Origin of the sequence: Bacillus sp. AFS077874 (assembly GCF_002566505.1) — a bacterium.
In the GTDB taxonomy this organism is placed as follows: Bacteria; Bacillota; Bacilli; order Bacillales; family Bacillaceae_G; genus Gottfriedia.
This window is the reverse complement of record NZ_NUYF01000009.1, coordinates 107,530-133,521: the sequence shown is the minus strand read 5'-3', so window position 1 is coordinate 133,521 and position 25,992 is coordinate 107,530. Positions and strand designations below refer to the sequence as shown.

Sequence of the window (25,992 nt, the reverse complement as noted above, 5' to 3'; positions counted from 1 at the left end):
TTATTCGAATATTAAATACTATTTTAAGTATTCAATTACTTCTTTATGCACGCTCTTCAATTGGAATGTAAGAGTTTTTCTCTGGTCCTGTATAATCTGCACGCGGACGAATAATACGATTATTTTCATATTGTTCTAAAATGTGTGCAGTCCAGCCAGACATACGGCTAATAGCAAAGATTGGAGTGAATAAATCATGTTCGATTCCTAAGCTGTGATAAACAGATGCAGAGTAGAAATCAACATTTGGTGGAATATTCTTTTGAGTTGTAACAAGTTCTTCAATTTTTTCAGACATTGTGTACCATTTTAACTCTCCAGTAATTGCACCTAATTGACGAGACATTTCTTTTAAATGTTTCGCACGTGGGTCCCCACCACGGTATACGCGATGTCCGAATCCCATAATTTTAGCTTTAGCATCCATTTTCTCTTGAATGTAAGACTCAACATTTTCAATCTCACCGATTTCAGCTAACATTTTCATAACGCTTTCATTTGCGCCGCCGTGTAATGGACCTTTTAAAGCTCCAATCGCAGCTGTAATTCCTGAATAAATATCAGATAATGTAGCTACGCAAACGCGTGCAGTAAATGTCGAAGCATTTAATTCATGGTCAGCATGTAGTACTAAAGCCTTATTAATTGCTTCTTCAGCAATTGCATTAGGTTTATCACCAGTTAGCATGTATAAGAAATTAGCCGAAAATGATAAATCTTTATTAGGAGCGATTGGTTCAAGCCCCTGACGAATTCGAGAAAACGCTGCCACAAATGTTGAAATTTTAGCTTGAAGTTGGATTGCTTTAAGATAATTTGAATCTGAGTCCATTGCTTCAGCATTTTTATCATACAATGCAAGCATTGAAATAACTGTACGTAGTACAGTCATAGGATGTACATTTTTTAAATTAGTTGATTTTAAGTAAGTAATAACTTCTTCTGGTAGTTCAGCATTATCTGCTAATTGGGAAGCAAGTTCTTTAAGTTGATCCTTATTTGGTAATTTGCGATGCCATAATAAATATACTACTTCTTCAAAACTTGCATATTCTGCTAATTCATCAATACCGATACCTACATACGTTAATGTATCATCAATAATAGAACTTATAGAAGTCGTAGCTGCTACAACACCCTCTAAACCACTTTTAACTGTCATATTCCCCTCTCTCCTTTACGCAAAAATTTCCCTAGTATTTAATACATACATATACTGGTATAACTCTTATAAATTACCGAGTATACATAGAAAGGAACCCTACTATCATTTATTATAAACAATAATCTGACTTTTGTGAATGAAAACAATTTACTAAAATATAATTATTATGCAATTACTTAATTAATTCTACAATCCAAATGAATAGATATGCGATTCCAGCTCCAATTAAAGGCCCTACTGCAACCCCTTTAAATACCGCGACAGACAGTACAGTACCTAGTACTAATGCTGCTGTTATTTGTGGACTAGTAGCTAATAATTGTACTCCACCTTTTGCCAAAAGAGCCACGGCGATACCAGAGAGTAGTGCGATCCAGGCAACAGGGGTTTTTAACGCATCAATCAAATTTTTAAAACCGATTTCACCGGTCGCGATTGGTACTAATACAGCAATCGTAATGATCGTTACGCCTAAATTAATACCTTTTGATTGCATATAAGGAAATACTCGAACTCCTAGGGGAGTATATTTTAGTACTAACAATACTATAATTGAAATAATTAAAGAGTTATTTTTAGCAATTGCACCAATTAATAATAAAACTAAAAGAAAAATTGTCGATTCACTCATTTGTTAGTATCTCCTTAATGTATAATTTATTAATAAATACTATCAAACTTTACTATTATAAAAAAATAATTCTTGATAAAATAAGACAAGAGGACTCATTTCACTTTGGAAGGAGGTAAAAGTTTGAATAGAACATTAGTTTTTCAGATCACTCGGTTTTTATTTGTAATCGCATGTACTATTTTAGGTCTTTACGTGGCACTATTCATCTCAAAACTTACATACCCTTTCATCATTGCTTTAATCATCGCATACCTTTTAAATCCACTAGTAAATTTATTAAACGAAAAAGCCAGAATACCAAGAGGAATAGCAGCTTTTTTATCTATTATTTTACTTTTAGCTGTTCTAGCAGGATTATTTACATTACTAATTACGGAAATCATTTCAGGTTCAACCTATTTAATTCAGGTAGTTCCAGAAAGCTTTGAACGATTAATTTATTTCGTTGAAAATATTGTTACTGATAAGGTGATTCCTGTATACGACTTAATTATGAGTAAGTATAGTCAACTCGGTGCTGGTCAACAACAAACGATTCGCACAAATATACAATCGATTGGCGATTCTGCAATTAATCTAGGAAAAGAAGCATTAAACGGAATTATTGTAGGAATTAAATTAGTAATCGCTTTATTACCAAATACTGCTACCTTAATATTCGTTTCCTTATTAGCAACATTCTTTATTAGTAAAGATTGGTACAAAATAAAAAATTTATTCGCAAAATATACTCCAGATCGAATTCAACATTACAGCAAAACAATTTTTATTGATTTACGAAAAGCTTTATTTGGTTTTATTAAAGCACATATCACTCTTATTTCTATGACGACAGTGCTAGTCTTAATCGGATTATTAATATTAAGAATTCCTTTTGCTATCACTATAGCTATTCTAATCGGTTTCATCGACTTACTTCCTTACTTAGGAACTGGCTTAATTTTCGTACCATGGATCTTATATACGTTTTTGTCTAACGATTATAAATTAACGATTGGTCTCGCAATTTTATATGGTGTTGTAATTGTCCAACGTCAACTTGCAGAGCCAAAAGTTCTATCTTCAAATATTGGATTACAACCACTTCCTACTTTAATCTCGTTATTTGTTGGTTTTAAATTTTTTGGTTTACTAGGATTAATTGCCGGTCCAGTAACTTTAGTAATTTTATCAACCTTATACCGAGCAAGAGTCTTCCATGAACTTTGGTATTATATTAGAGGTTCGAATTAAACTCAAAATCAAATTTTTATTTCTTTGCAAAATAAAACGAGAAAGCTAACTGCTTTCTCGTTTTTTGTCTCTTATAAAAAATCTTGTGCATTTTTAATGTTTATTTCTTTATAAATCCAGTCCAAACAACATTACCTTTTAGTCTTTTCATAACAAAATAAATAAGTTGTTGAACAAATTTGATTCTAATTGGTTTAATTAGCAACACGATTGCCAGTAAGTCGGTAATTGGTCCTGGAATAAAAAACAGGAGGCCAATTAGGAAAAATGATAATCCCTCTATCATGATTAAATCTGGCATTTTGCCTGCCCGCATCTGTTCTCCGGCTTGTTGTTTAACTGTAACCCAAACGGTTCTCATGATATATATACCGATCAAAAGCGTACCGATTAGCCAAAGGAATACTGATAAGGAACCAATTACTCTACCAAGTAATGTTAAACAGATTAAATCAATTAATGGGATTAACAATAGCCAACCAACAAGTTTTTTCATGATAGTTTCACCTCTTGCTTAGAATTAAATGTATCTCTTAATAATCTTATTCATGTCAATAAATAAAGAGAAGGAAACTTTGTCCTTCTCTTTATTATATCTTAAAATATGCTTTTATGTCCTGTACTAACTATTCCTCTAGAAGCATCTACTGTAACAGCTTGACCGTTTACTAAGATGTTTGTTGCATTTTCAACTCCAACAATTACTGGAATTCCTAAGCTAACACCTACTACTGCAGCATGGCTAGTTAATCCACCTTCTTCAGTAATAATAGCTGCTGCTCTTTCAATCGCTGGCATCATGTCTCTATCTGTGCTATTTGTTACAAGAATACTTCCTGGTGTAACTTTCGAAACAGCTTCTTCACCAGTTTTTGCGATGACAACTTTTCCTGCAGCAGTTTTGCGACCAATACCTTGACCTTGAGCGATCACGTCACCAACTACATGGATTTTCATCATATTTGTCATACCTGTTTCACCAATTGGTAATCCAGCAGTAATGATGACAGTATCACCATTTGAAACAAATTTAGCGTCTTGAGCCGCTTCCATAGCATGTTGTAACATTTCATCAGTTGAGTTTGCTCTTTCTCTATACTCAGTTTGAACTCCCCAAACTAAAGTTAGGCGGCGACAAATACGAATATCAGATGTAATAGCTAAAATAGGAGCTTTTGGACGATATTTTGAAATCATTTTCGCAGTATGTCCACTCTCAGTAGGAGCAATAATTGCTGCTACTTTTAAGTTTAAAGCCGTTGCTGCAACCGATTGACCAATTGCATCTGTAATTGTACCTTTATTTTCTCTTTGACGCTTTTTAAATAATTCTTCGTATTGTAAGCTTTTTTCAATTCGTAGCGCAATTGAGTTCATCATTGAAACAGATTCGATTGGATATGAACCTGCAGCAGTTTCTCCTGATAACATAATTGCATCCGTTCCATCAAGAATCGCATTTGCAACGTCACTTGCCTCTGCTCGTGTAGGTCGAGGATTACGTTGCATAGAATCTAACATTTGAGTAGCAGTAATGACTGGCTTACCTAAGTTATTACATTTTTTAATTAATAGTTTTTGAACGATTGGTACCTCTTCTGGTGGAATTTCTACACCCATATCACCACGTGCAACCATTAAACCATCTGAAACCTCAAGAATTTCATCGATATTATCGATTCCTTCTTGGTTTTCTATTTTCGGTATAATTTGAATATACTCAGCGCCATGTTCACCTAAAAGCTCACGAATTTCTAATACATCAGAAGCTTTACGAACGAAAGATGCAGCAATAAAATCAACATTTTGTTCAATACCAAATTCGATATCGCTTATATCTTTTTCTGTAATACCAGGTAGATTTACGCGTACATTTGGTACGTTTACACCTTTTTTATTTTTAACTAAACCGCTGTTTAACACTTTAGTACGAATATCATTTCCTTCAATACCGATTACTTCTAATCCTATTAAACCATCGTCGATAAGAATTTTAGAACCAACATGTACGTCGTCAATTAGCCCTTCATAAGAAACTGCAAATTTTTCTGCTGTACCTACTACTGGTTCCGTAGTAATAATAACTTCATTTCCAGTTTTTAATTCTGCTTGACCACCTTCAAAATCTAAAGTACGAATTTCTGGACCTTTTGTATCTAAAAGAATCGCTACAGTTCTACCAGTTTTTTTTGAAGCCTCGCGGATACTTGTAATTCTTGCAGCATGCTCTTCATGAGAACCATGCGAGAAGTTTAAACGTGCTACGTTCATTCCTGCATTAATTAACTCTACTAATTTTTCTATCGATTCACTAGCAGGACCGATCGTACAAACTATTTTTGTTTTACGCATTTTTTACCCTCCAAATTTATATAAAACTCTATTCTATTACGAAATTTATGAAATCGATTGCTCAATTAAATCTATCTAATTAAATTGAAAGTTCTTGAGATAATTGATACATATCTTGATCAAGTTCATGCTTTTTAGATAGTGCTTCGATAATGTCATGGTCAACTAACTTATTATTTTGGATTCCAACACAACGTCCACCTTTGCCCTCCATAAGTAGTTCAACCGCTCTCGCTCCTAGACGACTTGCTAAAACTCGATCAGCCGCACTTGGTGAACCACCACGTTGAACATGTCCTAAAACTGTTACACGCGTGTCAAAGTGAGTTCGTTCTTGTATTACTTTACCAATCTCAATTGCACTTCCGACGCCTTCTGCAACTACAATGATACTATGTTTTTTACCACGCTCACTACCGCGGTTTAATTTACTAATGATATCATCCATATCATAATCACATTCAGGTATTAATATCGTTTCTGCTCCATCAGCTAATCCTGCCCATAATGCAATGTCACCTGCATTACGACCCATAACTTCAATTACATATGTACGCTCATGTGATGTCGCTGTATCACGAATTTTATCAATCGCATCAATAACAGTATTTAATGCTGTATCGAATCCAATTGTAAAATCTGTACCCGGAATATCATTATCAATTGTACCTGGAACACCAACGCAAGGATAACCATGTTCAGTCAGCTTCTTTGCACCTTGATATGATCCATCTCCACCAATAACAACTAATCCTTCAATTCCAAACTTTTTAAGCTGTTCGATCCCTTTCATTTGTCCTTCTAATGTTTTAAATTCTGGACAACGTGCACTAAGTAGTTTTGTCCCACCACGATGAATAATATCACCAACAGAACCTAACTCTAGCTTCTCAATATTTCCATTAATAAGGCCAGAATAACCTTGGTATACACCATAAACTTCTAGACCGTGGAAAATCGCTTTCCTTACAACTGCACGTACAGCAGCGTTCATTCCTGGAGAGTCTCCACCACTAGTTAATACGCCAATTTTTTTCATTATGTAGTCACCTCATCGATTTTACCTTATGCATTTATTCATTTAAATAAAGTACCATGTAATACATTTTTAAACAATAGAAATAATGTGAACTTTTTCATAAACTTTTTTTAATGAATGAAATACTTGTAAAAATTATGACGATAGTCTTTACGCATAATGTTATTTTTTACTAATTTCTAAAAAAAATACAAAAAAGAGCATGCTAACATATTGTTTCACACACTCTAGAAGTTAAACTAAATATTATTGGTAAAAGAAATTTTTCCTAATTTTGCGTGTTTTTCATATCGTTGTTGAACTAGCTCTTCTTTATCCATAGTTAACAGTGACTTTAATGTTTCGTATAAGTACTTATCGATATATTTAGCCTGTTGTTCAACATCATTTTGTGCTCCACCTTTTACTTCAGGAATAATTTGGTCAACTACACCTAATTCTAATAAGTCTGGAGCTGTAATTTTCATTGTTTCAGCTGCTCTACGTGCTTGTGAAGAATCTTTCCATAATAATGCTGCTGCACCTTCTGGTGAAATAACAGAGTAAGTTGAGTTTTCTAACATCAGTAACTTATTACCAATTCCTAATGCTAACGCTCCACCACTACCACCTTCGCCAATTACGATACAAATAGTAGGTACTTTTAAGCCTGCCATTTCAAAAATATTTCGAGCAATTGCTTCACTTTGTCCACGCTCTTCAGCTGCCTTACCAGGATATGCACCTTTTGTATCGATAAACGCGATAATTGGTCTGTTAAATTTCTCTGCTTGCTTCATTAAACGAAGTGCTTTTCGGTACCCTTCTGGATGTGGCATACCAAAATTACGTCTAATATTTTCTTTTGTATCTTTACCACGTTGATGTCCAACGACAGTAACAGGTAATCCACGGTAAGATGCGATACCTGAAACGATTGCAGCATCGTCTCCAAATAATCGATCACCATGACACTCAAAGAAATCTGTAAATAATCTATTAACATAATCTAAAGTAGTTGGTCGTTCTGGATGTCTAGCAACTTGTACACGATCCCAAACTCCCATGTTACCGTATATTTCATTTTCTAAGGTTTTTAAACGTTCTTCTAAACGTCTGATTTCTTCAGAAAAATCAACATCATGTTGACTTGTATAAACCTTAAGTTCGTCTATTTTCGTCTTTAGTTCATGAATCGGTTTTTCGAATTCTAACATAACCACTATTGCAAGACACCCCCTTGATGTAAGTTAAGGATTGTAAATAGTTTTGAACGTAATTCTAATCGTGAAATGACTGCATCAAGCTGACCATGATTCATTAGGAATTCAGCAGTTTGGAAGTCTTCAGGTAGTTCTTCACGGATCGTTTGCTCAATAATACGTCTACCAGCAAAACCAATTAATGCACCAGGCTCAGCAAAGTTAAAATCGCCTAAAGAAGCAAAACTAGCAGATACTCCACCTGTAGTTGGATTTGTCATAATAGAAATAGCTAAATAACCTAGCTCGCTATGCTTTTTAAGCGCAGCACTAGTTTTTGCCATTTGCATTAAACTTAAAATACCTTCCTGCATACGAGCTCCGCCAGATGCAGTAAAAATAATAAATGGTGAACCGTCAGATGAAGCTCGCTCAACTGCACGAGTTATTTTCTCTCCGACAACAGATCCCATGCTTCCCATTCGGAATCTTGCATCCATAACTGCAATTACAACAGGAATTCCGTCGATTTTTCCTTTTCCTGTAACAATCGCCTCGTTAAGCTCTGTTTTTTTACGGTCCCCTTCAAGCTTCTCTATGTAATCAGGGAAGTGTAAAGGATTTGCAGAAACCATATTTTGATCAAACTCTTCAAAAGTATCTTCATCAATTAAGCTTTCGATTCTTTCGAATGCTGTCATTTGATGGTGATATCCACAACTATTACAAACTTTTAGGTTTTTTATTAATTCTTTTGTAATACTAATTTTTTTACATTTAGGACATTTTGTCATAACACCGTCAGGTAAATCTTGTCTCATTACTTCTGAAGGTATAGATGCATATTTTTTCTTTTTGGAAAATAAGTCTTTGATTTGCAACCTAATTCCTCCTAACTTTTTTAGTACTAAATACTAATAGGATACTATAAATGTTATACACTTTTTGTTAACATTTGTCGATAAAATTCAGCTAAATTTCGTCATTTCAACTATTTAACCAACTTGAAATTTGTAGAAAATCTTAAAAAACTAATTTATACATTTTTCATGAAATTCCTTTAATTTCCAACAATCCCTGCGCTTTTTTACCACATCTAAGTATTATATCAGATAAAAAAGGATAGTACTACATTACTTAATTTTAGTATTGTAATACTATCCCCATTAATATTGATATCTGGTAATAAAACTATTTAATTAAAGCTAGTTTTTTTGTTTTTTCTTCGATTTCTTTCGGATCAACATTCAGTCTCGCAACCCCTGTTTCCATTGCAGCTTTTGCCACACTAGCAGCTACTTTTGGAGCCACTCGAGGATCAAATGGTGCTGGAATAATAAAATCTGGAGATAGATCAGCTTCACTTACTAAACTTGCAATCGCATTTACTGCAGCAATTTTCATCTCTTCATTAATATGTGTAGCACGAACATCTAATGCTCCACGGAAAATTCCTGGGAATGCAAGAACGTTATTTACTTGGTTAGGATAATCACTTCGACCAGTACCAATTACTAAAGCCCCTGCTTCTTTTGCATCTTCAGGCATAATTTCTGGATCAGGATTAGCCATTGCAAAAATAATAGGATTTTCATTCATTGAACGAACCATTTCTTGAGTTACTGCTCCTTTTACAGAAACCCCAATAAATACGTCTGCCCCTTCAAGTACTTCTTTAAGGCTACCTTGAATTTTATCTTTATTAGTGTATTTTGCTACTTCATTTTTAACGGTATTCATACCATTTGGACGCCCTTCGTAAATCGCGCCTTTTGTATCACACATAATAATTTGGCGAACACCAAAACGATATAATAATTTTAAAATAGCAATACCTGCAGCTCCTGCACCATTTAGGACCACTTTAATATCAGCCATATTTTTATTCACTATTTTTAAAGCATTAACTAAACCTGCAAGTGTAACGATAGCCGTTCCATGTTGATCATCATGGAATATTGGAATATTTGTTTCACGCTTTAAGCGCTCTTCTATTATAAAGCAGTTTGGAGCTGCAATATCTTCTAAATTAATTCCACCAAATGTAGGTTCTAACAATTTTACTGTTTGAATGATTTGCTCTACATCTTGTGTATTTAAGCAGATTGGAAATGCATCAACACCAGCAAAGCTTTTAAATAACGCAGCTTTACCTTCCATTACAGGTAATGCAGCTTCTGGTCCAATATTACCTAGTCCAAGTACGGCAGATCCATCCGAAACTACACCAACCATATTACCTTTCATTGTGTATTCATATACTCTGCTTTTTTCTTCGTAAATTTCTTTACACGGCTCGGCAACACCTGGTGAGTACGCTAAACTTAGTTCTTTAGCATTTGTAACCGGCACCTTAGAAACTGTTTCTAATTTACCTTGATGTACTCTATGCATATGTAATGCTTCTTCACTTAATAATGACAAACTATTCACTCTCCCTAATGTTGACGAGTTGACTTTTCAACTGTATATTTCTTAGTGATTTTCTCTTTAAAAGGTAAAATTTTCTTTTTGTATGATATCACATGTATATTACATAATAAATAGTTTAGAGAAGAATGTCTATTTCTTTAATACAACATTTGCATCCCCGACAATATTTCTTAACATCGAAAGACAATTCACAGAAGGATTCACATAATATTGTTCAGATAATTGAACAGCTTTTTTATTTTCTTCATAGTAAAGCACAACTTTCGCATGCCCTTTAAACTTAGAAATTGTTTGCTGTATTGTGTAGGAAATATTTTTATTAGTATGTCCCGTTATTTTAATAAATAAAGTATACTTCTTTTGGTCGTTTATTTCTTCCATTTCTTCGATTGTAAGGACTTCATTTATTATTAATTGTTTTCTTTCATCCCGTTCATCAACTTTTGCTTTAACTACAACTACTTCTTTTTCTTTTAACTTATGACGGTATTTTTCAAATGTAGTTGGAAATACAACACCATCAATTGATGTACTTAAATCTTCAACGTGAATAAAAGCCATATGCTGTTGTTTTTTTGTTTTTGTAATCCTTAAATCCTTAATATAGACAAACAGTAGATGCTCAGTATCTTTCTTCATCATAATTGATGAAATAGTCCCGGCATCACTTTCATTAAGCAACTTCTCGTATTGACTAATCGGATGTCCTGATAAATAAGTACCTAAAGCCTGTTTTTCAAGTTCAAGCTTAATTGAAATTTTCATTGGCTCTACTTTAATTATTTCTGGTTTAGGCACAAAATCTTCATCAAGAAATAAATCAAATTGATCTTCATTTTCAGGTCTTACTATATCCACGTAATCAAAAATCATATCAATATTTGCTAAAAGTGTTGCACGGTCGAGCTCAAACTCATCAAAGCATCCCGAAAAAATTAAATTTTCTATACTTTTTCGGTTTAATGCTTTTGGTGAAATTTTAATGCACACTTCAAAAAAATCTTTATATGGTCGCTTTTGTAGAATTTCTCTTACAGTTGCCATTCCTATATTTTTAATAGCTAATAAACTATATCGAATACCATTTCCTTCAACTACAAATGCATATTGACTTTTATTGATTGAAGGTGGGTAGATTGGGATTCCTTTCAATTTCGCTTCACCAATATAATTCGATACTTTCTCTTCACTTCCTATAAAACTCGATAAAAGTGCTGCATAAAATTCTAGAGGAAAATTCGCCTTTAAATAGGCTAGTTGATACGCAATCATACTATACGCAACAGCATGACTTCTATTAAATCCATAGTTAGCAAATTGGACAATTAAATCGTATACTTCATTTGCAACTTGTTCATCATAACCTTTAGCTATTGCACCTTCTACAAAATGAATTCTTTCTTTGTCTAAAACTTCCTTCTTCTTTTTACTTACAGCTCTTCGAAGTAAATCAGCTTCACTTAACGTAAATCCTGAAAGAGTTGAAGCAATTTGCATGATTTGCTCTTGATAGATGATTACGCCATATGTTGGTTTTAATATTTTTTCTAAAACCGGATGTGGATACGTAACCTTCTCTAATCCATGTTTATATTGAATAAATCTAGGGATTTGCTCCATTGGACCCGGACGATATAACGCGTTTACAGCCACTATATCTTCAAACTGATTAGGCTGTAATTGCTGTAGTACTCTTCTCATCCCTGATGATTCTAGCTGAAATACGCCTGAGGTATCTCCTTTACTAAGAATTTCAAATGTTTTTAGATCTTGTAACGGAATTTCTTCCAAATTAATTACTTCACCTTTTGCTTCATAAATTAATCGACAGACCTCTTCCAATAAACTTAAGTTACGTAGTCCAAGAAAGTCCATCTTTACTAATCCAAGCTCTTCAAGGATTTCAGCAGGATATTGTGTTAAAAACACTCCATGATTCCCCTCTTGTAATGGGACAACATTTGTTAACGGAAGTTCAGAAATAATAACACCTGCTGCATGGATGCTTGTATGACGAGGTAATCCTTCAACTTGGCAAGCTACCTCAAATATCCTTTTATGAATACCAGAATGTTCAACATGACTTTTAAATGCTTTTGATTGCTCATAGACATCTTTTAATCCTAGTGATGATGATGGTATTAACTTCGAATACCGATCTATTTCAGTTGGCGTAAGCCCCATTACCCTGGCAATATCTCGAATGGCCGCTTTTGCTCCTAATGTTCCAAATGTAATAATTTGTGCAACATGCACATCACCATATTTTGCAGCGACATAATCAATCATTTCATCTCGTCGATGATCTGGAAAGTCAATATCAATATCTGGCATTGTAATTCTTTCTTCATTTAAAAATCGTTCAAATAGTAAATTATAATGTATTGGGTCTACATTCGTAATTTTTAATACATAAGCCACTAAAGACCCCGCGGCGGAACCACGTCCTGGTCCAACAAATATCCCTTGTTCAAGTGCATATTTAATAAAGTCCCAAACAATGAGGAAGTAATCATTAAATCCCATCTTATTGATTGTATTTAACTCAAATTCTAATCTTTGTTTAAGTTCATCATTTATTTCCCCGTACCGCTCAATCATGCCATTTTCACAAACCATTTTTAAGTAATCCACTGTTGAATATTCATCAGGTACTGGATACTTAGGCAATAATGGCTGATGAAAAGGAATCGTTACATTACATAGATTTGAAATATGTATAGTGTTTTGAAATGCTTCTTCTTCATCAGAAAACAACTTCAATAATTCGGCTTTTGATTTATAATAATATTCGTTCGAATGTAATCTTGGTCTTGATTCGTCCGATAACTTAGTACCATTTTTAACTGAAAATAATGCATCTTGAATAAGTGCATCCTCTTTTTCAATATATCGAACATCATTTGTAACAACTAAACTGATGTTTGTTTCTTTTTGTACTTGTTTAATTAATGGATATAGCGAACGATTTTCAGGTAAACCGTGATCTTGAATACTGACAAAAAAGTGATCGAAAATTGATTGATACTCTTTTACATGAACAATAGCTCTTTCGATTTCTCCATTCAATAGTAAGTTTTCAATTTCCCCCTCGATTCCTGGTGTAATAGCAATCACGCCGTTACTATATGCCGATAACCACTTTTTAGGAATTCCTTCTGGTGATTTTGTCCCTATTATACTTGTAAGTTTTAAAAGGTTTTGATAACCAATCAAATCTTTCGCTAGTAATATCATCGGATAAGACTGATGTTCATCCATTAAAATTGAGATTTTCAGCCCAATAATTGGCTTAATCCCTGCTTTTTTACACGCATGATAAAAAGGAATTACCCCGTACATGACATTTTCATCTGCAATAGCAAGCGCAGGATGTCCTTCTCTAACAGCAGCATTAATTAATTCATCTATTTTACATGCGCTTTGCAATAAACTATAAGAACTTTGAACTTGCAAATGAACAAAACTCATCTACATTCCTCCTTACCATCATTTCAATATAATCTATTCTATCACAAAACACGAACTTACATTCTATTTTTGTTCGTGAAAATCAAAACAAATCTTTTATTTTAAACTTACTTTAATACTCATCATACACATAACACTTTGTCCATATATATGAATTGAGGGAGTGAGGACAATTGGAGCTTAAGTTGCCATTTATACCAGCATTAATTTCAATGTATTTTATTTCACTAGGAATCATAATAGGTGGATCGATCATTGGCTCAATCGGTTACTACGTCATTGGACAGCCACCACTTAGCAGCATGTATGATTTATCAATGAAGTTACGAATTTGGGCAATTGTTGGGGCGATTGGCGGAACATTTGATACATTCTATAGTTTTGAAAAAGGATTGTTTGAAGGAGAAACAATCGAATTCATTAAGCAAATTTTCATGATTATAGCCGCCATGGGAGGAACTCATACAGGTACAATCATTATCCAATGGTTTACAGGAGAACATGTTTAATGAAAGCTCCTCCAGAACAACTCTCCCACGCTTGGGCTAAATTTTTTGTAGGCATTTTTTTCGGGTTTATCATTAGTTGGCTTGTCTTTATTTATTTTTATGGTGTGACAGAAGAAGAACAAGTAAAACAAATATCTGAATTGAAAATGCTCAATAAACAATATTTAAGAGATAAAAATATATTTATTGAAAATATGGAGCGTATGAACAAGGAAAAGAAACGAAATTTAACAGTGCAAGATATCAAAGTGACAATTTTAAATTACAAACAATACAATTTAAATGCCTTTACTAATAATCAACTAATTACTGATGTAAAGGATGACCTAAGTAATTTACTGACTCAAGATATAAAAAGCGTTTCCCAAAATCGGGAATTATTAAGACGTGCGATCGAAAACAAAGTTTATATTAAAGATGATCGACGATTTAAACTTGAAATAGATACAATCTACTTTGATACCGTATTAGAAATCACATTAAAAATAAAAAGCACAAAATAAATGAGAGGCTAGTATTCGATTAGCCTCTCATATATATTTTTAAAACTTTATTTTTCTTCCCTACAAACCTTTTTTAATTCTTCCACTACTTTTTCTGCTTCTTCCCATGAGAAGACTTTCGCTCCAGATGCAAGCGGATGTCCACCCCCGTTAAACATAGCAGCTACTCCATTTATAACTGGTCCTTTTGAACGTAGACGTACTCGAATTAAATCCTCTTCTTCTAAAAAGATAACCCAAGCTTTTACCCCTTTTATATGTCCAAGTGAACTTACAGCCAATGAAGCTTGTTCCGAGTTTACATTGTATTCATCCATTAGAGCCTTTGTCATGTTTATATGACCGACTCCCTCTTCTGTTAGTTTAAAATTTTGAAGAACATATCCATTTAAATGAGCCATCTCAATTGATGTTTCGTACATATTGTCATATATTTCATTAATAGAAAAATCCTTTTTTATCAAATTACTAGCTGCATGAAAAGTTCTTTCTGTTGTACTTGGAAATAAGAATCTTCCTGTATCTCCAATAATCCCCGCATAAATTAGTCTCGCAGCTTTGTCAGTTACGACTAATTGTTCATTACTACTCTCTGCCAGTTCAAAAATTAACTCACTTGTTGAACTTGCAGTAGTATCTACATGCATAATGTCACCGTATGGATCTACATTCGGATGATGGTCAATTTTAATCAGTTTCTTTCCAGTTGAATATCTAGCATCATCTACACGTTCAGTATTTGCAGTGTCACAAACAATAACAAGTGCATCCTTATAGACTTCATCTGAAATTTCATCCATTTTATATAAATACTCTAGAGATTGTGGCAAATGTCCTACTACATATACTTTTTTTGCAGGATAGCTTGCTTTAATCATCTCTGCTAAACCGCACTGTGAACCGATTGCATCTGGATCTGGGCGAACATGACGATGAATTATAATCGTATCAAACGAATGTATATCTTTTAAAATTTGTTCCTTCAACATTAAACTCTCCTTTATATGAAAACTTTTGAAATATAGTTTCTATGACTGTAAAATAGAATTATGTATTAGTCATTGAAAGGTGGAAGCTAAGTGAATAGCATTGCAACAATTGTAATTATATCTTTTCTATTCTTCTTATTTTACGTTACCAAATTTTTCTTTACAAGCGAACTGTTAACAAAAAAAATTGCAGGATCACGTGCAAGATTAACTTTTGGATTATTCTTATTGCTTTACGGTATAAACCAAATTGTAGCAAAGCTTGAATTAATAACAATTTGTGTCGGTATTGTGTTCATTCTATTTGGCGCGGCAAATCTATATCGTGGATACTTACAGAATAAGCATTATAAAGCAATTGAAAATAAACAAACTGTTTAATCTTATAGTAATCTAGAAAGTGAGAAAACTTACATGATGACTGAAGAACTATTTTCATCAAAATTTGATGAACTAGTAGAATTATCACATTCTAGTAATAAACTTCAAAAACTACTTACTTTTGCAGAAGAATTAGAGAATCAAGAGGAATGGGGATATCTATATTACGTTAATATGGAATTAGCAGAAACTGCTTTTTCTATTGGTGAAATAGACTTATTTATTGATACCTTTTTGTGGTGTGTAGATTTATATGATCAAAACGAAGAACGTATCGAGCAAGAGCAGATCCTATGGCTGTACAAGTGGTTGTTAGAAATAATACCTCAGTCCCTCAGATTCTCGTTAGAAGAAATTCATCATTATTTCGAGGATTTTAAGAATCGTTTAGTGATTGCTAACTATTCTTTAAGACCTTATTTTCAAGCTCTATTTATAATGAACTTGTATTTAAATCAAATTGATTACGCAAAACAAAACTATCAACTATATAAAAAATCTCCAAGGGATCATTTAAGTAATTGTGAAAAATGTGAAATGTATGGTGAAATGATTTATTTACTAAAAACTGATCATCTTCAAGAAGCGTTAAATCTACAAAATAAAATAATGAATAGCTCAGTAGATTGTGACGAAGCTATACACAAATCCTATTCAAAATTACTGCTTCCTTTATTAGAAGAAGGCAAAATAGATGAAGCATTAATTATTCAACAAAAAGCTTATTTTGTAACATACAATCGCACAAAATACATTCCTGAACTAAGTGAACAAATGATTTTTTTAACTTTTTGTGATCCTGACAGGGCAATTGAATTGTTCTATAAACATGTTGATTTATGTGATAATCTTTCGAATCTATCATATAAATTCGAGTTTTGGCTAGCAGCATTATTTATGGCGAAAAAATTAAAAATAAATGAAGATGAATTTATTTATGACTTAAAGAAATTAGAGAAAATTGTATTTGACCTAGCAAAAGATTTTGATACTAGAAACGAAAATAATGAATTTGTTAATCGAGTTAATAAACTACTTTCGAATTAAAAATATGGGATGATTTTTTCATAAACTTCAAAGGCGGGAATCGTTTCCTGCTTTTTTTTTACGTAATTAAAAAATAATGGAAGCCCTAATAGAGCTTCCATTATTTGTAGAACTAAAAAATACATTCTCAGACTGATTGCAAGCGCTTGTCAACAGTCTGAGGTCATCGATCTAATAACTGCATCATCATCAATGCTTTACCTACTAATATTCCTTGCTGAAATACTTCAACATCAACTTTTCCAAATTTACGACCTAATTCTAAAACTTTTGGCTTAATTTCTATTACATCATCAATTTGAACTGGCTGTACGAAGTAAATTGTAATATTTTCTACGATTAAGTCCCCTTTTTTCATGTCACGAACTGCTCGTTTACCTGCCTCGGTTACAATCGTCGTAAATACGCCATGTGAAAGAGTACCAATTACATTCGTCATTTGAGGAGTTACATTACATCTAATCGTGAAGTCATCATTTTTTTGATCTTTATTATTATGAAATTGACTAGTAACTATATCATCAATTGTTTCTCCCACTTGAGGTTGGCGTTGCAATTGTTGTAATGCTTCAAGTACATCTTGACGACTTATAATACCGATTAAATTATTCGATGTATTTACAACTGGTAGCAACTCTATGCCTTCCCAAACCATCATTCTAGCAGCTGCTGCAACCGACATCTTTTCATTTACACTTATTGGTTGTCTAGTCATGACTTTATCAATTCTTTGAGTACGTTGTTCATGTATAATATCCTTTGAAGTTACAATTCCTATTAGCTTACCTCGATCATCAATTACAGGATATCTTCCATGACCTGTATCTCTGTTATGTTCATACCACTTTTCTACTTCATCAAATGGAGATAGTCTAGCTGTTTTTTCAGTTGGAATGAGTATATCCTCAACTAGTACTATATCTTTCTTAATTAACTGATCATAAATTGCTCTATTAATTAACGTCGCGACAGTAAACGTATCATAACTAGAAGAAATAATCGGCATTTTCATTTCATCCGCAAGACGTTTTACACTTTCATCTGTATCAAATCCACCTGTTACTAAAACCGCTGAACCTTCTTTTAATGCTAATTCATGTGCTTTCACTCGGTTTCCGACGATTAATAAATTATTTGCACTAATATATCTCATCATCGCATCAAGCTGCATTGCACCGATAACAAACTTATTAAGTGTTTTATGTAATCCTTCTTTACCACCTAAAACTTGTCCATCAACAATATTAACAACTTCGGCAAAAGTTAATTTTTCAATATTTTCTTTTCTTTTCGTTTCAATACGAATCGTACCTACACGTTCAATGGTACTAACAAATCCTTTGTTTTCCGCATCTTTAATTGCTCTATATGCAGTACCTTCACTTACACTTAAATCTTTTGCAATTTGTCTTACTGATATTTTATGACCGACCGGTAGTTGTTCAATATGTTCTAGTATTTGATCGTGCTTTGTAGTCAATTACCTCACCAAGCTTTCAATGGTTGTATTAATATTTTTATTAACTATTATATAACAATTCATACCATGAAAAAAAGCACGTTTCAACGTGCTTCTACTACTGTACTAATATTTTCTTCGATGGCCTATACTACAATAGTGAAATTGTTGTATTTGGCTCATGAATGAAACCATTATTCTTAGGTAATTTTGAAAGGAACTCATTTGGGTCTACTTGGATTGGTGGAAATGTATTATAATGCATCGGAATTACTTGCTGTGCGTTAATCCATTCAGAAGCAATTACTGCATCGTCGATTCCCATTGTAAAATGATTACCAATTGGTAAATATGCTAGATCGATATTTTCATACTCACCTAATGTTTTCATACCTCTGTATAATGCAGTATCACCAGCATGATAAATTGTTTTCCCAGCTATTTTTAATAAAACGCCTGACGGTGGTCCTACATTAATTATTTGTTTATTTTCTTCATCAACAATACTTGAACCATGGATTGCTTCTACTAATTTTAATTTACCAAATGAAAACTCTTTTTCTCCCCCGATATGCATAGGGACTACTTTGACACCTTGCCACGAGATCCACGTTGCTAATTCCACAGGAGCAATAACAGTTGCATCATTTCGTTTTGCTAGTTCTATCGTGTCACCTAAATGATCGCCATGCCCATGTGTTACATAAATATAATTCACTTTAATATTTTCTACCTTCACATTAGTATGTGGATTACCGTTAATAAACGGGTCAATAATAATTGAATCTTGACCTTGTTCTACTAAAATAACACTGTGCCCAAAATATGTAATTTTCAATTGAAGTCGCTCCTTTGTTATAAAATTAGTCTCTACCACATTTTAACAGATTATTTTCTATTACAAAAATAAGAAATAAGTTAACTATTTTACGTAATTCGATAAAAAATGATAAAATAAGAGTGTTGTAAACTGTAAAGACTTTTTTTGTTTATTGCAGTAATTTGTTTTTTAAGAAAGGATGTTACAAATGGAACACCGTATACAAAATCTATCAACTTGGTTAAAAGAGCAAGATATTCAACTAGGATTTATTACATCTACTGAGAACGTATTTTACTTAACTAATTTCCATTGTAATCCACATGAACGTCTTTTAGCTTGTCTTGTATTTCCAAATGATGAGCCAATTCTTGTATGTCCACAAATGGAAGTTGGACATGTACAAAACGCAGGCTGGAAATATGACGTAATTGGCTTTAATGATAGTCAAGATCCTTGGGCAATGATACAAGAATCATTAGCAAAACGTAATATTACAGTAAATCGTATGGCGATCGAAAAAGAACATCTTCTTGTTGGCCGCTATGAAAGATTAGTACAACTTTTCCCTGGCGTACAATTCCTTGCAGCTGAGGAAAAATTACATGACTTACGTTTAATTAAAGATAGCGAAGAAATTCGTCGTATGCAGGTTGCTGCTGAAGCTGCTGATATGGCTTGCCAAATTATTGTTGATCGTATTGCTGAAGGCAAAACAGAAATGGATTTAATTGCTGAAATGGAATACGAAATGAAGAAAAAAGGTATTTCTAAAACTTCATTTAGCACTTTAATTTTAACTGGTGCAAACTCAGCATTACCACATGGAAATCCAGGTACAAACCCAATTAAAAAAGGTGATTTCGTACTTATGGACTTAGGTTTTATCGTTGATGGATATTGCTCAGATATTACTCGTACAGTAATGTTTGGTCAACCAAATGAGCAACAACGAGAAATTTATGAAACCGTTTTAAAAGGTCAACTTGCTGCAATCGAAGTAAGTAAACCAGGCGAGGTATTAGGAAATGTTGACCGCGCTGCACGTCAAATCATCACAGATGCTGGATATGGCGAATTCTTCGTTCACCGTATTGGTCACGGTTTAGGTATTGGTATCCACGATTACCCATCAGTAAATGATTCAAATACTGATATTATTAAAACTGGTATGTCATATACAATTGAACCAGGAATCTATGTACCAAATGTTGGTGGAGTTCGTATTGAAGATGATATCGTTATTACAGAAACAGGTGCAATGACATTAACGAAGTTCCCTAAAGAATTAATCATCCTATAATATGAATCAAGACGGATTAATAAATATTCGACAAGTACTTCCCTCAGACATCCCTATTATGCATAAATGGGAATGTGATGATGAGATTGGTAAACTTGTAGGAATAGAAAAACCACGTTCTTTAGATGAAATGGTACAAGGCTATGAAAAATATTTTGACGGACTTAAACCTAATCTCCACTTGTTCACAATCGAATACAATGGTATTTGTGTAGGAAGAATTGAATTAGGAAATCTTGATCAAGAGAATAATCATGCCGCTTTTGGAATCGTAATTGGAGATCAATCAATGCAAAATAAAGGAATTGGTTCATTTGCATTAAACTATCTACTAAATTATGCTTTTAATGAATTAAAACTTATAAAAATATATGGTGAAGTATACGAATATAATATCGCTTCACAAAAATTCCTTACAAAATTAGGCTTTCATTTAGATGGTATACTGCGCAAGCATGAGTTTTTCAAAGGCGCTCATCGTGATATGTATCAATATAGCATGTTGAAAGAAGAATTTAATTCGAGTAAGGTTTAAATACCAAATAAAGACCCCTTTCTCCGTAAGATGGAGAAGGGGGTTTTTATTTATATCTTTTGAAGGATCGTATGTTGTAATGGAACACCACCCATTGATACATTTCGCTCAATTAGATGATATTGTTTACCCTTTATAATAAAAAGTCTATTTCCTCTGTAATCAACTGTTTTACCTTGGCTTTCTAATTCAGCCTTCACAGCCTTCGCATAATCATTTAGATTTAAATAACGCTCATCTAAATCTAATGTAATATTTTGATTACAATAACCCATTAGCCAGTTAAACCCGAAAATACCTACATTCAGAAAAATAAGGATTAAAATAAATTCCAATACTCTCACTCCTTTTTACATAAAATGGAAATTATAATATAATTTTACTATAAAAATAAAGTGAATGTTATTAGAATTGAGTATAAAATAAAATCCCTTTACCGATTTCGATAAAGGGATTTTACTTTTTATTAGTTTGTAGAAACAGATGTACCTTGTAATAAAGTAGTTGCTTCTTTGTATTCTAAGCCGTGAGCTTCCGCTACTGCTTCGTAAGTTACATATCCATCAAGTGTATTAATACCTTTGAATAATGCAGAGTTATCTAAGCAAGCTTTTTGATAACCTTTGTTAGCAATTTGAACTGCATAAGGTACTGTAACATTTGTTAATGCCATTGTAGAAGTACGAGGTACTGCACCAGGCATGTTTGCTACAGCGTAGTGTACTACTCCATGCTTCTCATATGTTGGGAAATCATGAGTTGTAATACGATCTGTTGTTTCGAAAATACCACCTTGGTCAATTGCAATATCAACTACAACTGAACCTGGTTCCATTGATTCGATCATTTCTTTTGTTACAAGTTTTGGCGCTTTTGCACCTGGAATTAATACTGCACCGATTACAAGATCAGATTCTTTAACCGCTTCTGCAATATTGTAAGGGTTTGACATTAAAGTCGTAATTTGATGACCAAAAATATCATCTAATTGACGTAAACGATCTGGATTTAAGTCAATCATCGTTACATGAGCACCAAGACCAACAGCTACTTTAGCAGCATTTGTTCCTGCTACACCTCCACCTATGATTGTAACATTTCCACGACGTACTCCTGGTACTCCACCTAATAAAATACCTTTTCCGCCTTTATTTTTCTCAAGGAATTGAGCACCGATTTGAGCTGACATACGTCCTGCTACTTCACTCATAGGAGTTAATAACGGTAATGTATTACCAACTTGTACAGTTTCGTAAGCAATTCCTACTACTTTATTATCAATTAAAGCCTTAGTTAATTCAGGCTCTGGAGCTAAATGTAAGTATGTGAATAAAATTAATCCTTCACGGAAGTATCCATATTCGCTTGGAATTGGTTCTTTAACTTTCATAACCATATCATTATTCCAAGCCTCTTCAGCTGTTTCAACAATTGTTGCGCCAGCATTTACGTATTCTTCATTAGTAAATCCTGAACCAATTCCAGCATTTGTTTCAATGTAAACTGAATGACCATGTCCAACTAAGTTCATTACTCCAGCTGGTGTCATTGCTACACGATTTTCGTTGTTTTTTATTTCTTTTGGTACCCCAATACGCATGTTATTTCCCCCTGAAATATATTTAATTCGTCCCTCTTAGGATGAGCTCTATTTATTAAAAAATAATACATTTTTATATTAACACAAAACATATAGTGCAGAAAATGAAAACGCTTAATTTCGTTTAATAAATATTAATTCAGAATCTTTTTTACTATAAATTATGCTTTAAAAATGGAATTGTCCCACGAATTCTCATGATAATGGAATATGTCTGTATTTATTAATGACATCCAAGCCACCTGTGACCTCAAAAATATCACCTGTTATAAAATCAGACTCTTCCTTACACAAAAATTGCACCATTCTTGCTATATCCTCCCCAGTACCAGATCTTCCAACTGGTGCAAGACCTTTTCCATCCTTACTTGCTTCAGTTTGATTTGCTTCTTTCATATCACCAAAAATATCCCCAGGACAAATCATATTTGATGTTATACCATTCTCTGCTTCTTCATAGGCTATTGTTTTAGTCAATGAAACTAGACCTACTTTAGCTGCGCTGAATGCAGAACGATAAATCCATCCAGAAGCTGAATTGGCACCTTGAAATCCATAATTTATGATACGTCCATATTTTTGCTTTCTCATAATTGGAATAATTTGCTTTAAAAGAAAAAACACGCTATGCAAATTTCCATACATCAAGTATTCCCACTCTTCATCCGTGTAGTCAGCCAGTTTTTTACGGTTAAATAAATACGGGCCAGCATTATTGATAAGACAATCAACCCTACCGAATTTCTCCATCGTTTTTGAGACAATCTCATTAATAAATTGTTTATCGCATATATCACCTTTTACAAAAAGAACCCGGTCCAAATAATCCTTCCATTCTTCTTTTCGCTCTTTGATAGCTTGTTCATCAGAAAAGTACGTAACAGTTACTGAATAACCATCCTTCAAAAATGCTTCAGTGACTTTCTTCCCTAACCCCTTTGATCCTGCCGTAATGACAGCATGCCTCATAAAACTCTTCCTTTCGAGTCTAAATAATTTTATATATTTGTGAAAATCATCTAGATAAATCAATCAATTGTATGTATTTGTAAAATCTATTCTCATTAACCTTTTTAATTAGTTATTTAAGCATAAAGCTAATTCTTTAAAAATTATGTCATTATCGTTATACCTATATCTTTAATTTAGTAAGATTATTTTATTAAAAGATAACTATGTTTTCTATTATTATGAATTATTTTCCTTTTATTTTAATAATTTTTATTTTTAGATTTTAAGCTTTACACATTAAATAAGCGAGCCTTGATTATAAAAAATATTAGAACAAATTTGTTCAACTGATTTTCAATGTATCAAAGGTAAATAGCAGTTAAATAAATTTTTAAAATCGTGTGAAAACTACTGGATTTTTATAACAAAAGGAAGTAATATATATTAATTACTTTTTACGATACGACAATTCATGATATAATTATCACATCTACTGTGAATCTAGGCTGTTGCGAAAGAGACTTCGGCATTGGGTAGAACCATGATAGTGAGTAGACTTACTATTGGACAAAAACCAAGTCAATAAATAAAAAGTTAAGAATAATCACGTAAACGATAACTCAACTATGTAGGATTCGTTGTATCCGAATTTACGCCCTCGGAGTGTTAGAACCAACCGAGAGTAGTTTCGGCAAAATCGAACACGTAGAACAGGAAACAAACATCAATTTATTGATATTTATGAATTAATGGCAACGGGGGAGTAAATAAATGTTACAAGATTATTTTTCATACGATGAACGATTAGGTATTTTACTACCAAGCCTAAAATTAGATTGGGAAGATTACTCCCACGATCAACAATTAATGATTCTTACTGAATGGGAATATATCCGTGGTGGAATACCTGATCAAATTAAGCGTTTAGAGTTTTCGATAAATCATAAACAAGAACAATTAAATCACGAATCTGATTTTGTTTTGAGCTGTAAATTAAATTCTGAAATTGCAGAATTAGCATCAATTATTAACGATCTTTGGATTTGGTTTAGAAGTAACCAACAAATGTCCAATAATACAAAAATACATGGTTAAAAAGCTAACAATAAGTTTGTTAGCTTTTTTGTACCTCTATTATTTATGTTTATTCATTTTCGCGCTTTTGAATTTGTAAAAGCGTGTCTCCGATTGTTTTTAGTTCCTCTTTAAGTCGGATGGTTTCATTCGCAACTTTATCGGAAGATGCTTCTTTGATTTGCTTGTTTAGTTGGTCAATCACTTTTCGTAACCTTCCGACGGATTGCTCTAGTTGAAAACTTGATGTAGGCTTCATAATTGTCTCCTTGAATGGTTTTCCTTTAGCATACCACATACTTGTTTACAACCAAACGGGTATTCATTTAGTTAAGGGTAAATTGTCTAGTTCAAGTATTTAGGTTTCCATTCATTCTACACTCTAAAAAAGCTAACAGATAATTTGTAAGTTTCTCAAATTTTTATTTAATCTGTTGGCTCCTGGTTTACCCGTTCCGATAATATACGATATTGATAAAATTTCTTTGTATATTCTAATACGTTTTTTGTAAAAGATTCATTCCACTTTGCCCCAACAGTAACTCCTAATAAAGGAATACCACTTAAAACCTTATTCCGTAATGAGTGGATTGTTAATAACTTGCACATTTGTAATATAACTGTGTAATAGACCCCTTCTCCATTAAATTCATTTTCCCAAGTTGCAAATACGTCCGAATCCTCATGCTTTAAAATATCGTTCATTAAATTACTCCAAACAACGTATTTTTCGGTTGATGGGAGGATTGCACCTTGTAGTACTTTTAAGCTACATTCCATCTCTTTTGGAATACTTACATCATAACCATAACAAAGTGCTATTTCTTGTACCGTTTTAAGATTAATAAATAATAAAGCAGGCAAATCACCAAATAAAGCAAGCTTTGTACTAGTTCCACTTATTCCACCTTGAACACTTGAAACTATTAAGGCTTTCGATATTTCTTGCTCAGCTAAGAAATTCAATTGTCTTAATGGTAACTTTCTTAAATCGCTTATTGTCTTAATATCACTTCTTAAAATTTGTGCTCGATTAAGTATATCTAATTTCTTTTCTTGAAACTGTTTTGTTGTTTGTATTAAAGATTGAGTGTGGAAAAAAGCAGTTGAAAAAAGTTCATTAAAAGTATTCGAATAGCTCTGAGGTATTTTTTGGAGGAGAAAATTAGAAGCATTTTGATACATAAGTTCTAATTTATTTAAATTTTGCTGTTGTTGTTTCTTTTCAATCAAATCGTTAAGTTCAAGCCATAAATTATACTCTTTCATCTGATCCATACTATCACCTCGAATATAAAAAAACGTAGAGCCAA

25 protein-coding genes are annotated in these 25,992 nt (G+C 33.0%); 8 read left to right on the top strand and 17 right to left on the bottom strand.

Annotated elements, in window-relative coordinates; genetic code table 11:
* Positions 1–43: 43 nt before the first annotated feature.
* Both citZ and COJ46_RS11015 read right to left on the bottom strand, forming a co-directional pair.
* Positions 44–1,162: a citrate synthase gene (gene citZ / locus COJ46_RS11020; RefSeq protein WP_097979089.1), complete on the bottom strand. Its 1,119-nt coding sequence runs from the start codon at positions 1,160–1,162 to the stop codon at positions 44–46.
* Between the two features lie 175 nt (positions 1,163–1,337).
* Complete coding sequence (locus tag COJ46_RS11015; RefSeq protein WP_069034597.1) at positions 1,338–1,796, bottom strand: DUF441 domain-containing protein; 459 nt, start codon at positions 1,794–1,796, stop codon at positions 1,338–1,340.
* 123 nt (positions 1,797–1,919) lie between these two features.
* Between COJ46_RS11015 and ytvI the strand changes: the two genes are divergently transcribed.
* Positions 1,920–3,032: a sporulation integral membrane protein YtvI gene (gene ytvI, locus COJ46_RS11010; RefSeq protein ID WP_097979090.1), complete on the top strand. Its 1,113-nt coding sequence runs from the start codon at positions 1,920–1,922 to the stop codon at positions 3,030–3,032.
* Between the two features lie 100 nt (positions 3,033–3,132).
* Here the strand turns inward: ytvI and COJ46_RS11005 are convergent, their stop codons facing one another.
* The 7 genes from COJ46_RS11005 to dnaE form a co-directional block, all read right to left on the bottom strand.
* Positions 3,133–3,528: an FxsA family protein gene (locus tag COJ46_RS11005; RefSeq protein ID WP_097979091.1), complete on the bottom strand. Its 396-nt coding sequence runs from the start codon at positions 3,526–3,528 to the stop codon at positions 3,133–3,135.
* A gap of 101 nt (positions 3,529–3,629) precedes the next feature.
* The gene (pyk, locus tag COJ46_RS11000; protein WP_097979092.1) at positions 3,630–5,384 is read right to left on the bottom strand and encodes a pyruvate kinase; all 1,755 of its coding nucleotides are present in this window, start codon (positions 5,382–5,384) and stop codon (positions 3,630–3,632) included.
* A 79-nt stretch (positions 5,385–5,463) separates the two neighbouring features.
* Positions 5,464–6,423, bottom strand: a complete 960-nt coding sequence (gene pfkA / locus COJ46_RS10995; RefSeq protein ID WP_097979093.1) for a 6-phosphofructokinase — start codon at positions 6,421–6,423, stop codon at positions 5,464–5,466.
* A 239-nt stretch (positions 6,424–6,662) separates the two neighbouring features.
* The gene (gene accA / locus COJ46_RS10990) at positions 6,663–7,625 is read right to left on the bottom strand and encodes an acetyl-CoA carboxylase carboxyl transferase subunit alpha (protein ID WP_387329139.1); all 963 of its coding nucleotides are present in this window, start codon (positions 7,623–7,625) and stop codon (positions 6,663–6,665) included.
* Entirely contained in the window at positions 7,625–8,425 is an 801-nt protein-coding gene (gene accD / locus COJ46_RS10985) for an acetyl-CoA carboxylase, carboxyltransferase subunit beta (protein WP_097979232.1), read from the bottom strand. Before accD ends, accA begins: the two co-directional genes overlap by 1 nt.
* 370 nt (positions 8,426–8,795) lie before the next feature.
* Positions 8,796–9,998, bottom strand: a complete 1,203-nt coding sequence (gene ystJ, locus COJ46_RS10980; protein ID WP_176522691.1) for an NADP-dependent malic enzyme — start codon at positions 9,996–9,998, stop codon at positions 8,796–8,798.
* Between the two features lie 168 nt (positions 9,999–10,166).
* Positions 10,167–13,508: a DNA polymerase III subunit alpha gene (gene dnaE / locus COJ46_RS10975; RefSeq protein ID WP_097979096.1), complete on the bottom strand. Its 3,342-nt coding sequence runs from the start codon at positions 13,506–13,508 to the stop codon at positions 10,167–10,169.
* 173 nt (positions 13,509–13,681) lie between these two features.
* On the opposite strand from dnaE, the gene ytrH reads away from it, so the two are divergent.
* The gene (gene ytrH / locus COJ46_RS10970; protein WP_056472224.1) at positions 13,682–14,017 is read left to right on the top strand and encodes a sporulation membrane protein YtrH; all 336 of its coding nucleotides are present in this window, start codon (positions 13,682–13,684) and stop codon (positions 14,015–14,017) included.
* Entirely contained in the window at positions 14,017–14,520 is a 504-nt protein-coding gene (gene ytrI / locus COJ46_RS10965) for a sporulation membrane protein YtrI (RefSeq protein WP_097979097.1), read from the top strand. Before ytrH ends, ytrI begins: the two co-directional genes overlap by 1 nt.
* 47 nt (positions 14,521–14,567) lie before the next feature.
* On the opposite strand, the gene COJ46_RS10960 is transcribed toward ytrI, so the two are convergent.
* Positions 14,568–15,506 (bottom strand): DHH family phosphoesterase, encoded by a 939-nt coding sequence (locus COJ46_RS10960; protein WP_097979233.1) that lies wholly within the window; start codon positions 15,504–15,506, stop codon positions 14,568–14,570.
* A 93-nt stretch (positions 15,507–15,599) separates the two neighbouring features.
* On the opposite strand from COJ46_RS10960, the gene COJ46_RS10955 reads away from it, so the two are divergent.
* Both COJ46_RS10955 and COJ46_RS10950 read left to right on the top strand, forming a co-directional pair.
* The gene (locus COJ46_RS10955; RefSeq protein WP_097979098.1) at positions 15,600–15,890 is read left to right on the top strand and encodes a YtpI family protein; all 291 of its coding nucleotides are present in this window, start codon (positions 15,600–15,602) and stop codon (positions 15,888–15,890) included.
* A 33-nt stretch (positions 15,891–15,923) separates the two neighbouring features.
* A complete protein-coding gene (locus COJ46_RS10950) occupies positions 15,924–16,937 on the top strand; it encodes a hypothetical protein (RefSeq protein WP_097979099.1) in 1,014 nt (337 codons plus the stop codon).
* Positions 16,938–17,100: 163 nt separating this feature from the next.
* Here COJ46_RS10950 and COJ46_RS10945 read toward each other — a convergent pair whose 3' ends face one another.
* The gene (locus COJ46_RS10945) at positions 17,101–18,417 is read right to left on the bottom strand and encodes a DRTGG domain-containing protein (protein ID WP_097979100.1); all 1,317 of its coding nucleotides are present in this window, start codon (positions 18,415–18,417) and stop codon (positions 17,101–17,103) included.
* A 130-nt stretch (positions 18,418–18,547) separates the two neighbouring features.
* A complete protein-coding gene (locus COJ46_RS10940; protein ID WP_097979101.1) occupies positions 18,548–19,234 on the bottom strand; it encodes a metal-dependent hydrolase in 687 nt (228 codons plus the stop codon).
* Between the two features lie 190 nt (positions 19,235–19,424).
* On the opposite strand from COJ46_RS10940, the gene COJ46_RS10935 reads away from it, so the two are divergent.
* Complete coding sequence (locus COJ46_RS10935; RefSeq protein ID WP_097979102.1) at positions 19,425–20,519, top strand: M24 family metallopeptidase; 1,095 nt, start codon at positions 19,425–19,427, stop codon at positions 20,517–20,519.
* Between the two features lies 1 nt (position 20,520).
* Positions 20,521–21,054, top strand: a complete 534-nt coding sequence (locus COJ46_RS10930) for a GNAT family N-acetyltransferase (protein WP_097979103.1) — start codon at positions 20,521–20,523, stop codon at positions 21,052–21,054.
* A gap of 50 nt (positions 21,055–21,104) precedes the next feature.
* On the opposite strand, the gene COJ46_RS10925 is transcribed toward COJ46_RS10930, so the two are convergent.
* From COJ46_RS10925 to COJ46_RS10915, 3 genes are all read right to left on the bottom strand, one after another.
* Positions 21,105–21,389, bottom strand: a complete 285-nt coding sequence (locus tag COJ46_RS10925; RefSeq protein ID WP_098565916.1) for a hypothetical protein — start codon at positions 21,387–21,389, stop codon at positions 21,105–21,107.
* Between the two features lie 131 nt (positions 21,390–21,520).
* Positions 21,521–22,654 carry an alanine dehydrogenase gene (gene ald, locus COJ46_RS10920; protein WP_097979105.1) on the bottom strand — a complete coding sequence of 378 codons (1,134 nt, stop codon included), beginning with the start codon at positions 22,652–22,654 and terminating at the stop codon, positions 21,521–21,523.
* Positions 22,655–22,849: 195 nt separating this feature from the next.
* Positions 22,850–23,623 carry an SDR family oxidoreductase gene (locus COJ46_RS10915; protein ID WP_097979106.1) on the bottom strand — a complete coding sequence of 258 codons (774 nt, stop codon included), beginning with the start codon at positions 23,621–23,623 and terminating at the stop codon, positions 22,850–22,852.
* Between the two features lie 753 nt (positions 23,624–24,376).
* Between COJ46_RS10915 and COJ46_RS10910 the strand changes: the two genes are divergently transcribed.
* Positions 24,377–24,700: a hypothetical protein gene (locus COJ46_RS10910; protein ID WP_097979107.1), complete on the top strand. Its 324-nt coding sequence runs from the start codon at positions 24,377–24,379 to the stop codon at positions 24,698–24,700.
* A gap of 49 nt (positions 24,701–24,749) precedes the next feature.
* On the opposite strand, the gene COJ46_RS10905 is transcribed toward COJ46_RS10910, so the two are convergent.
* Positions 24,750–24,938 (bottom strand): hypothetical protein, encoded by a 189-nt coding sequence (locus COJ46_RS10905; protein WP_097979108.1) that lies wholly within the window; start codon positions 24,936–24,938, stop codon positions 24,750–24,752.
* Positions 24,939–25,105: 167 nt separating this feature from the next.
* Positions 25,106–25,957 carry an EcsC family protein gene (locus COJ46_RS10900; protein WP_097979109.1) on the bottom strand — a complete coding sequence of 284 codons (852 nt, stop codon included), beginning with the start codon at positions 25,955–25,957 and terminating at the stop codon, positions 25,106–25,108.
* Between the last annotated feature and the right edge of the window lie 35 nt (positions 25,958–25,992).

Coding starts and splice junctions, on each gene's coding strand:
- citZ (WP_097979089.1), bottom strand. CDS start 1,162: ATGACAGTTAAAAGTGGTTTAGAGGGTGTTGTAGCAGCTACGACTTCT.
- COJ46_RS11015 (WP_069034597.1), bottom strand. CDS start 1,796: ATGAGTGAATCGACAATTTTTCTTTTAGTTTTATTATTAATTGGTGCA.
- COJ46_RS11005 (WP_097979091.1), bottom strand. CDS start 3,528: ATGAAAAAACTTGTTGGTTGGCTATTGTTAATCCCATTAATTGATTTA.
- pyk (WP_097979092.1), bottom strand. CDS start 5,384: ATGCGTAAAACAAAAATAGTTTGTACGATCGGTCCTGCTAGTGAATCG.
- pfkA (WP_097979093.1), bottom strand. CDS start 6,423: ATGAAAAAAATTGGCGTATTAACTAGTGGTGGAGACTCTCCAGGAATG.
- accD (WP_097979232.1), bottom strand. CDS start 8,425: ATGAGACAAGATTTACCTGACGGTGTTATGACAAAATGTCCTAAATGT.
- ystJ (WP_176522691.1), bottom strand. CDS start 9,998: ATGCATAGAGTACATCAAGGTAAATTAGAAACAGTTTCTAAGGTGCCG.
- dnaE (WP_097979096.1), bottom strand. CDS start 13,508: ATGAGTTTTGTTCATTTGCAAGTTCAAAGTTCTTATAGTTTATTGCAA.
- ytrI (WP_097979097.1), top strand. CDS start 14,017: ATGAAAGCTCCTCCAGAACAACTCTCCCACGCTTGGGCTAAATTTTTT.
- COJ46_RS10950 (WP_097979099.1), top strand. CDS start 15,924: ATGATGACTGAAGAACTATTTTCATCAAAATTTGATGAACTAGTAGAA.
- COJ46_RS10935 (WP_097979102.1), top strand. CDS start 19,425: ATGGAACACCGTATACAAAATCTATCAACTTGGTTAAAAGAGCAAGAT.
- COJ46_RS10930 (WP_097979103.1), top strand. CDS start 20,521: ATGAATCAAGACGGATTAATAAATATTCGACAAGTACTTCCCTCAGAC.
- ald (WP_097979105.1), bottom strand. CDS start 22,654: ATGCGTATTGGGGTACCAAAAGAAATAAAAAACAACGAAAATCGTGTA.
- COJ46_RS10915 (WP_097979106.1), bottom strand. CDS start 23,623: ATGAGGCATGCTGTCATTACGGCAGGATCAAAGGGGTTAGGGAAGAAA.
- COJ46_RS10910 (WP_097979107.1), top strand. CDS start 24,377: ATGTTACAAGATTATTTTTCATACGATGAACGATTAGGTATTTTACTA.
- COJ46_RS10905 (WP_097979108.1), bottom strand. CDS start 24,938: ATGAAGCCTACATCAAGTTTTCAACTAGAGCAATCCGTCGGAAGGTTA.
- COJ46_RS10900 (WP_097979109.1), bottom strand. CDS start 25,957: ATGGATCAGATGAAAGAGTATAATTTATGGCTTGAACTTAACGATTTG.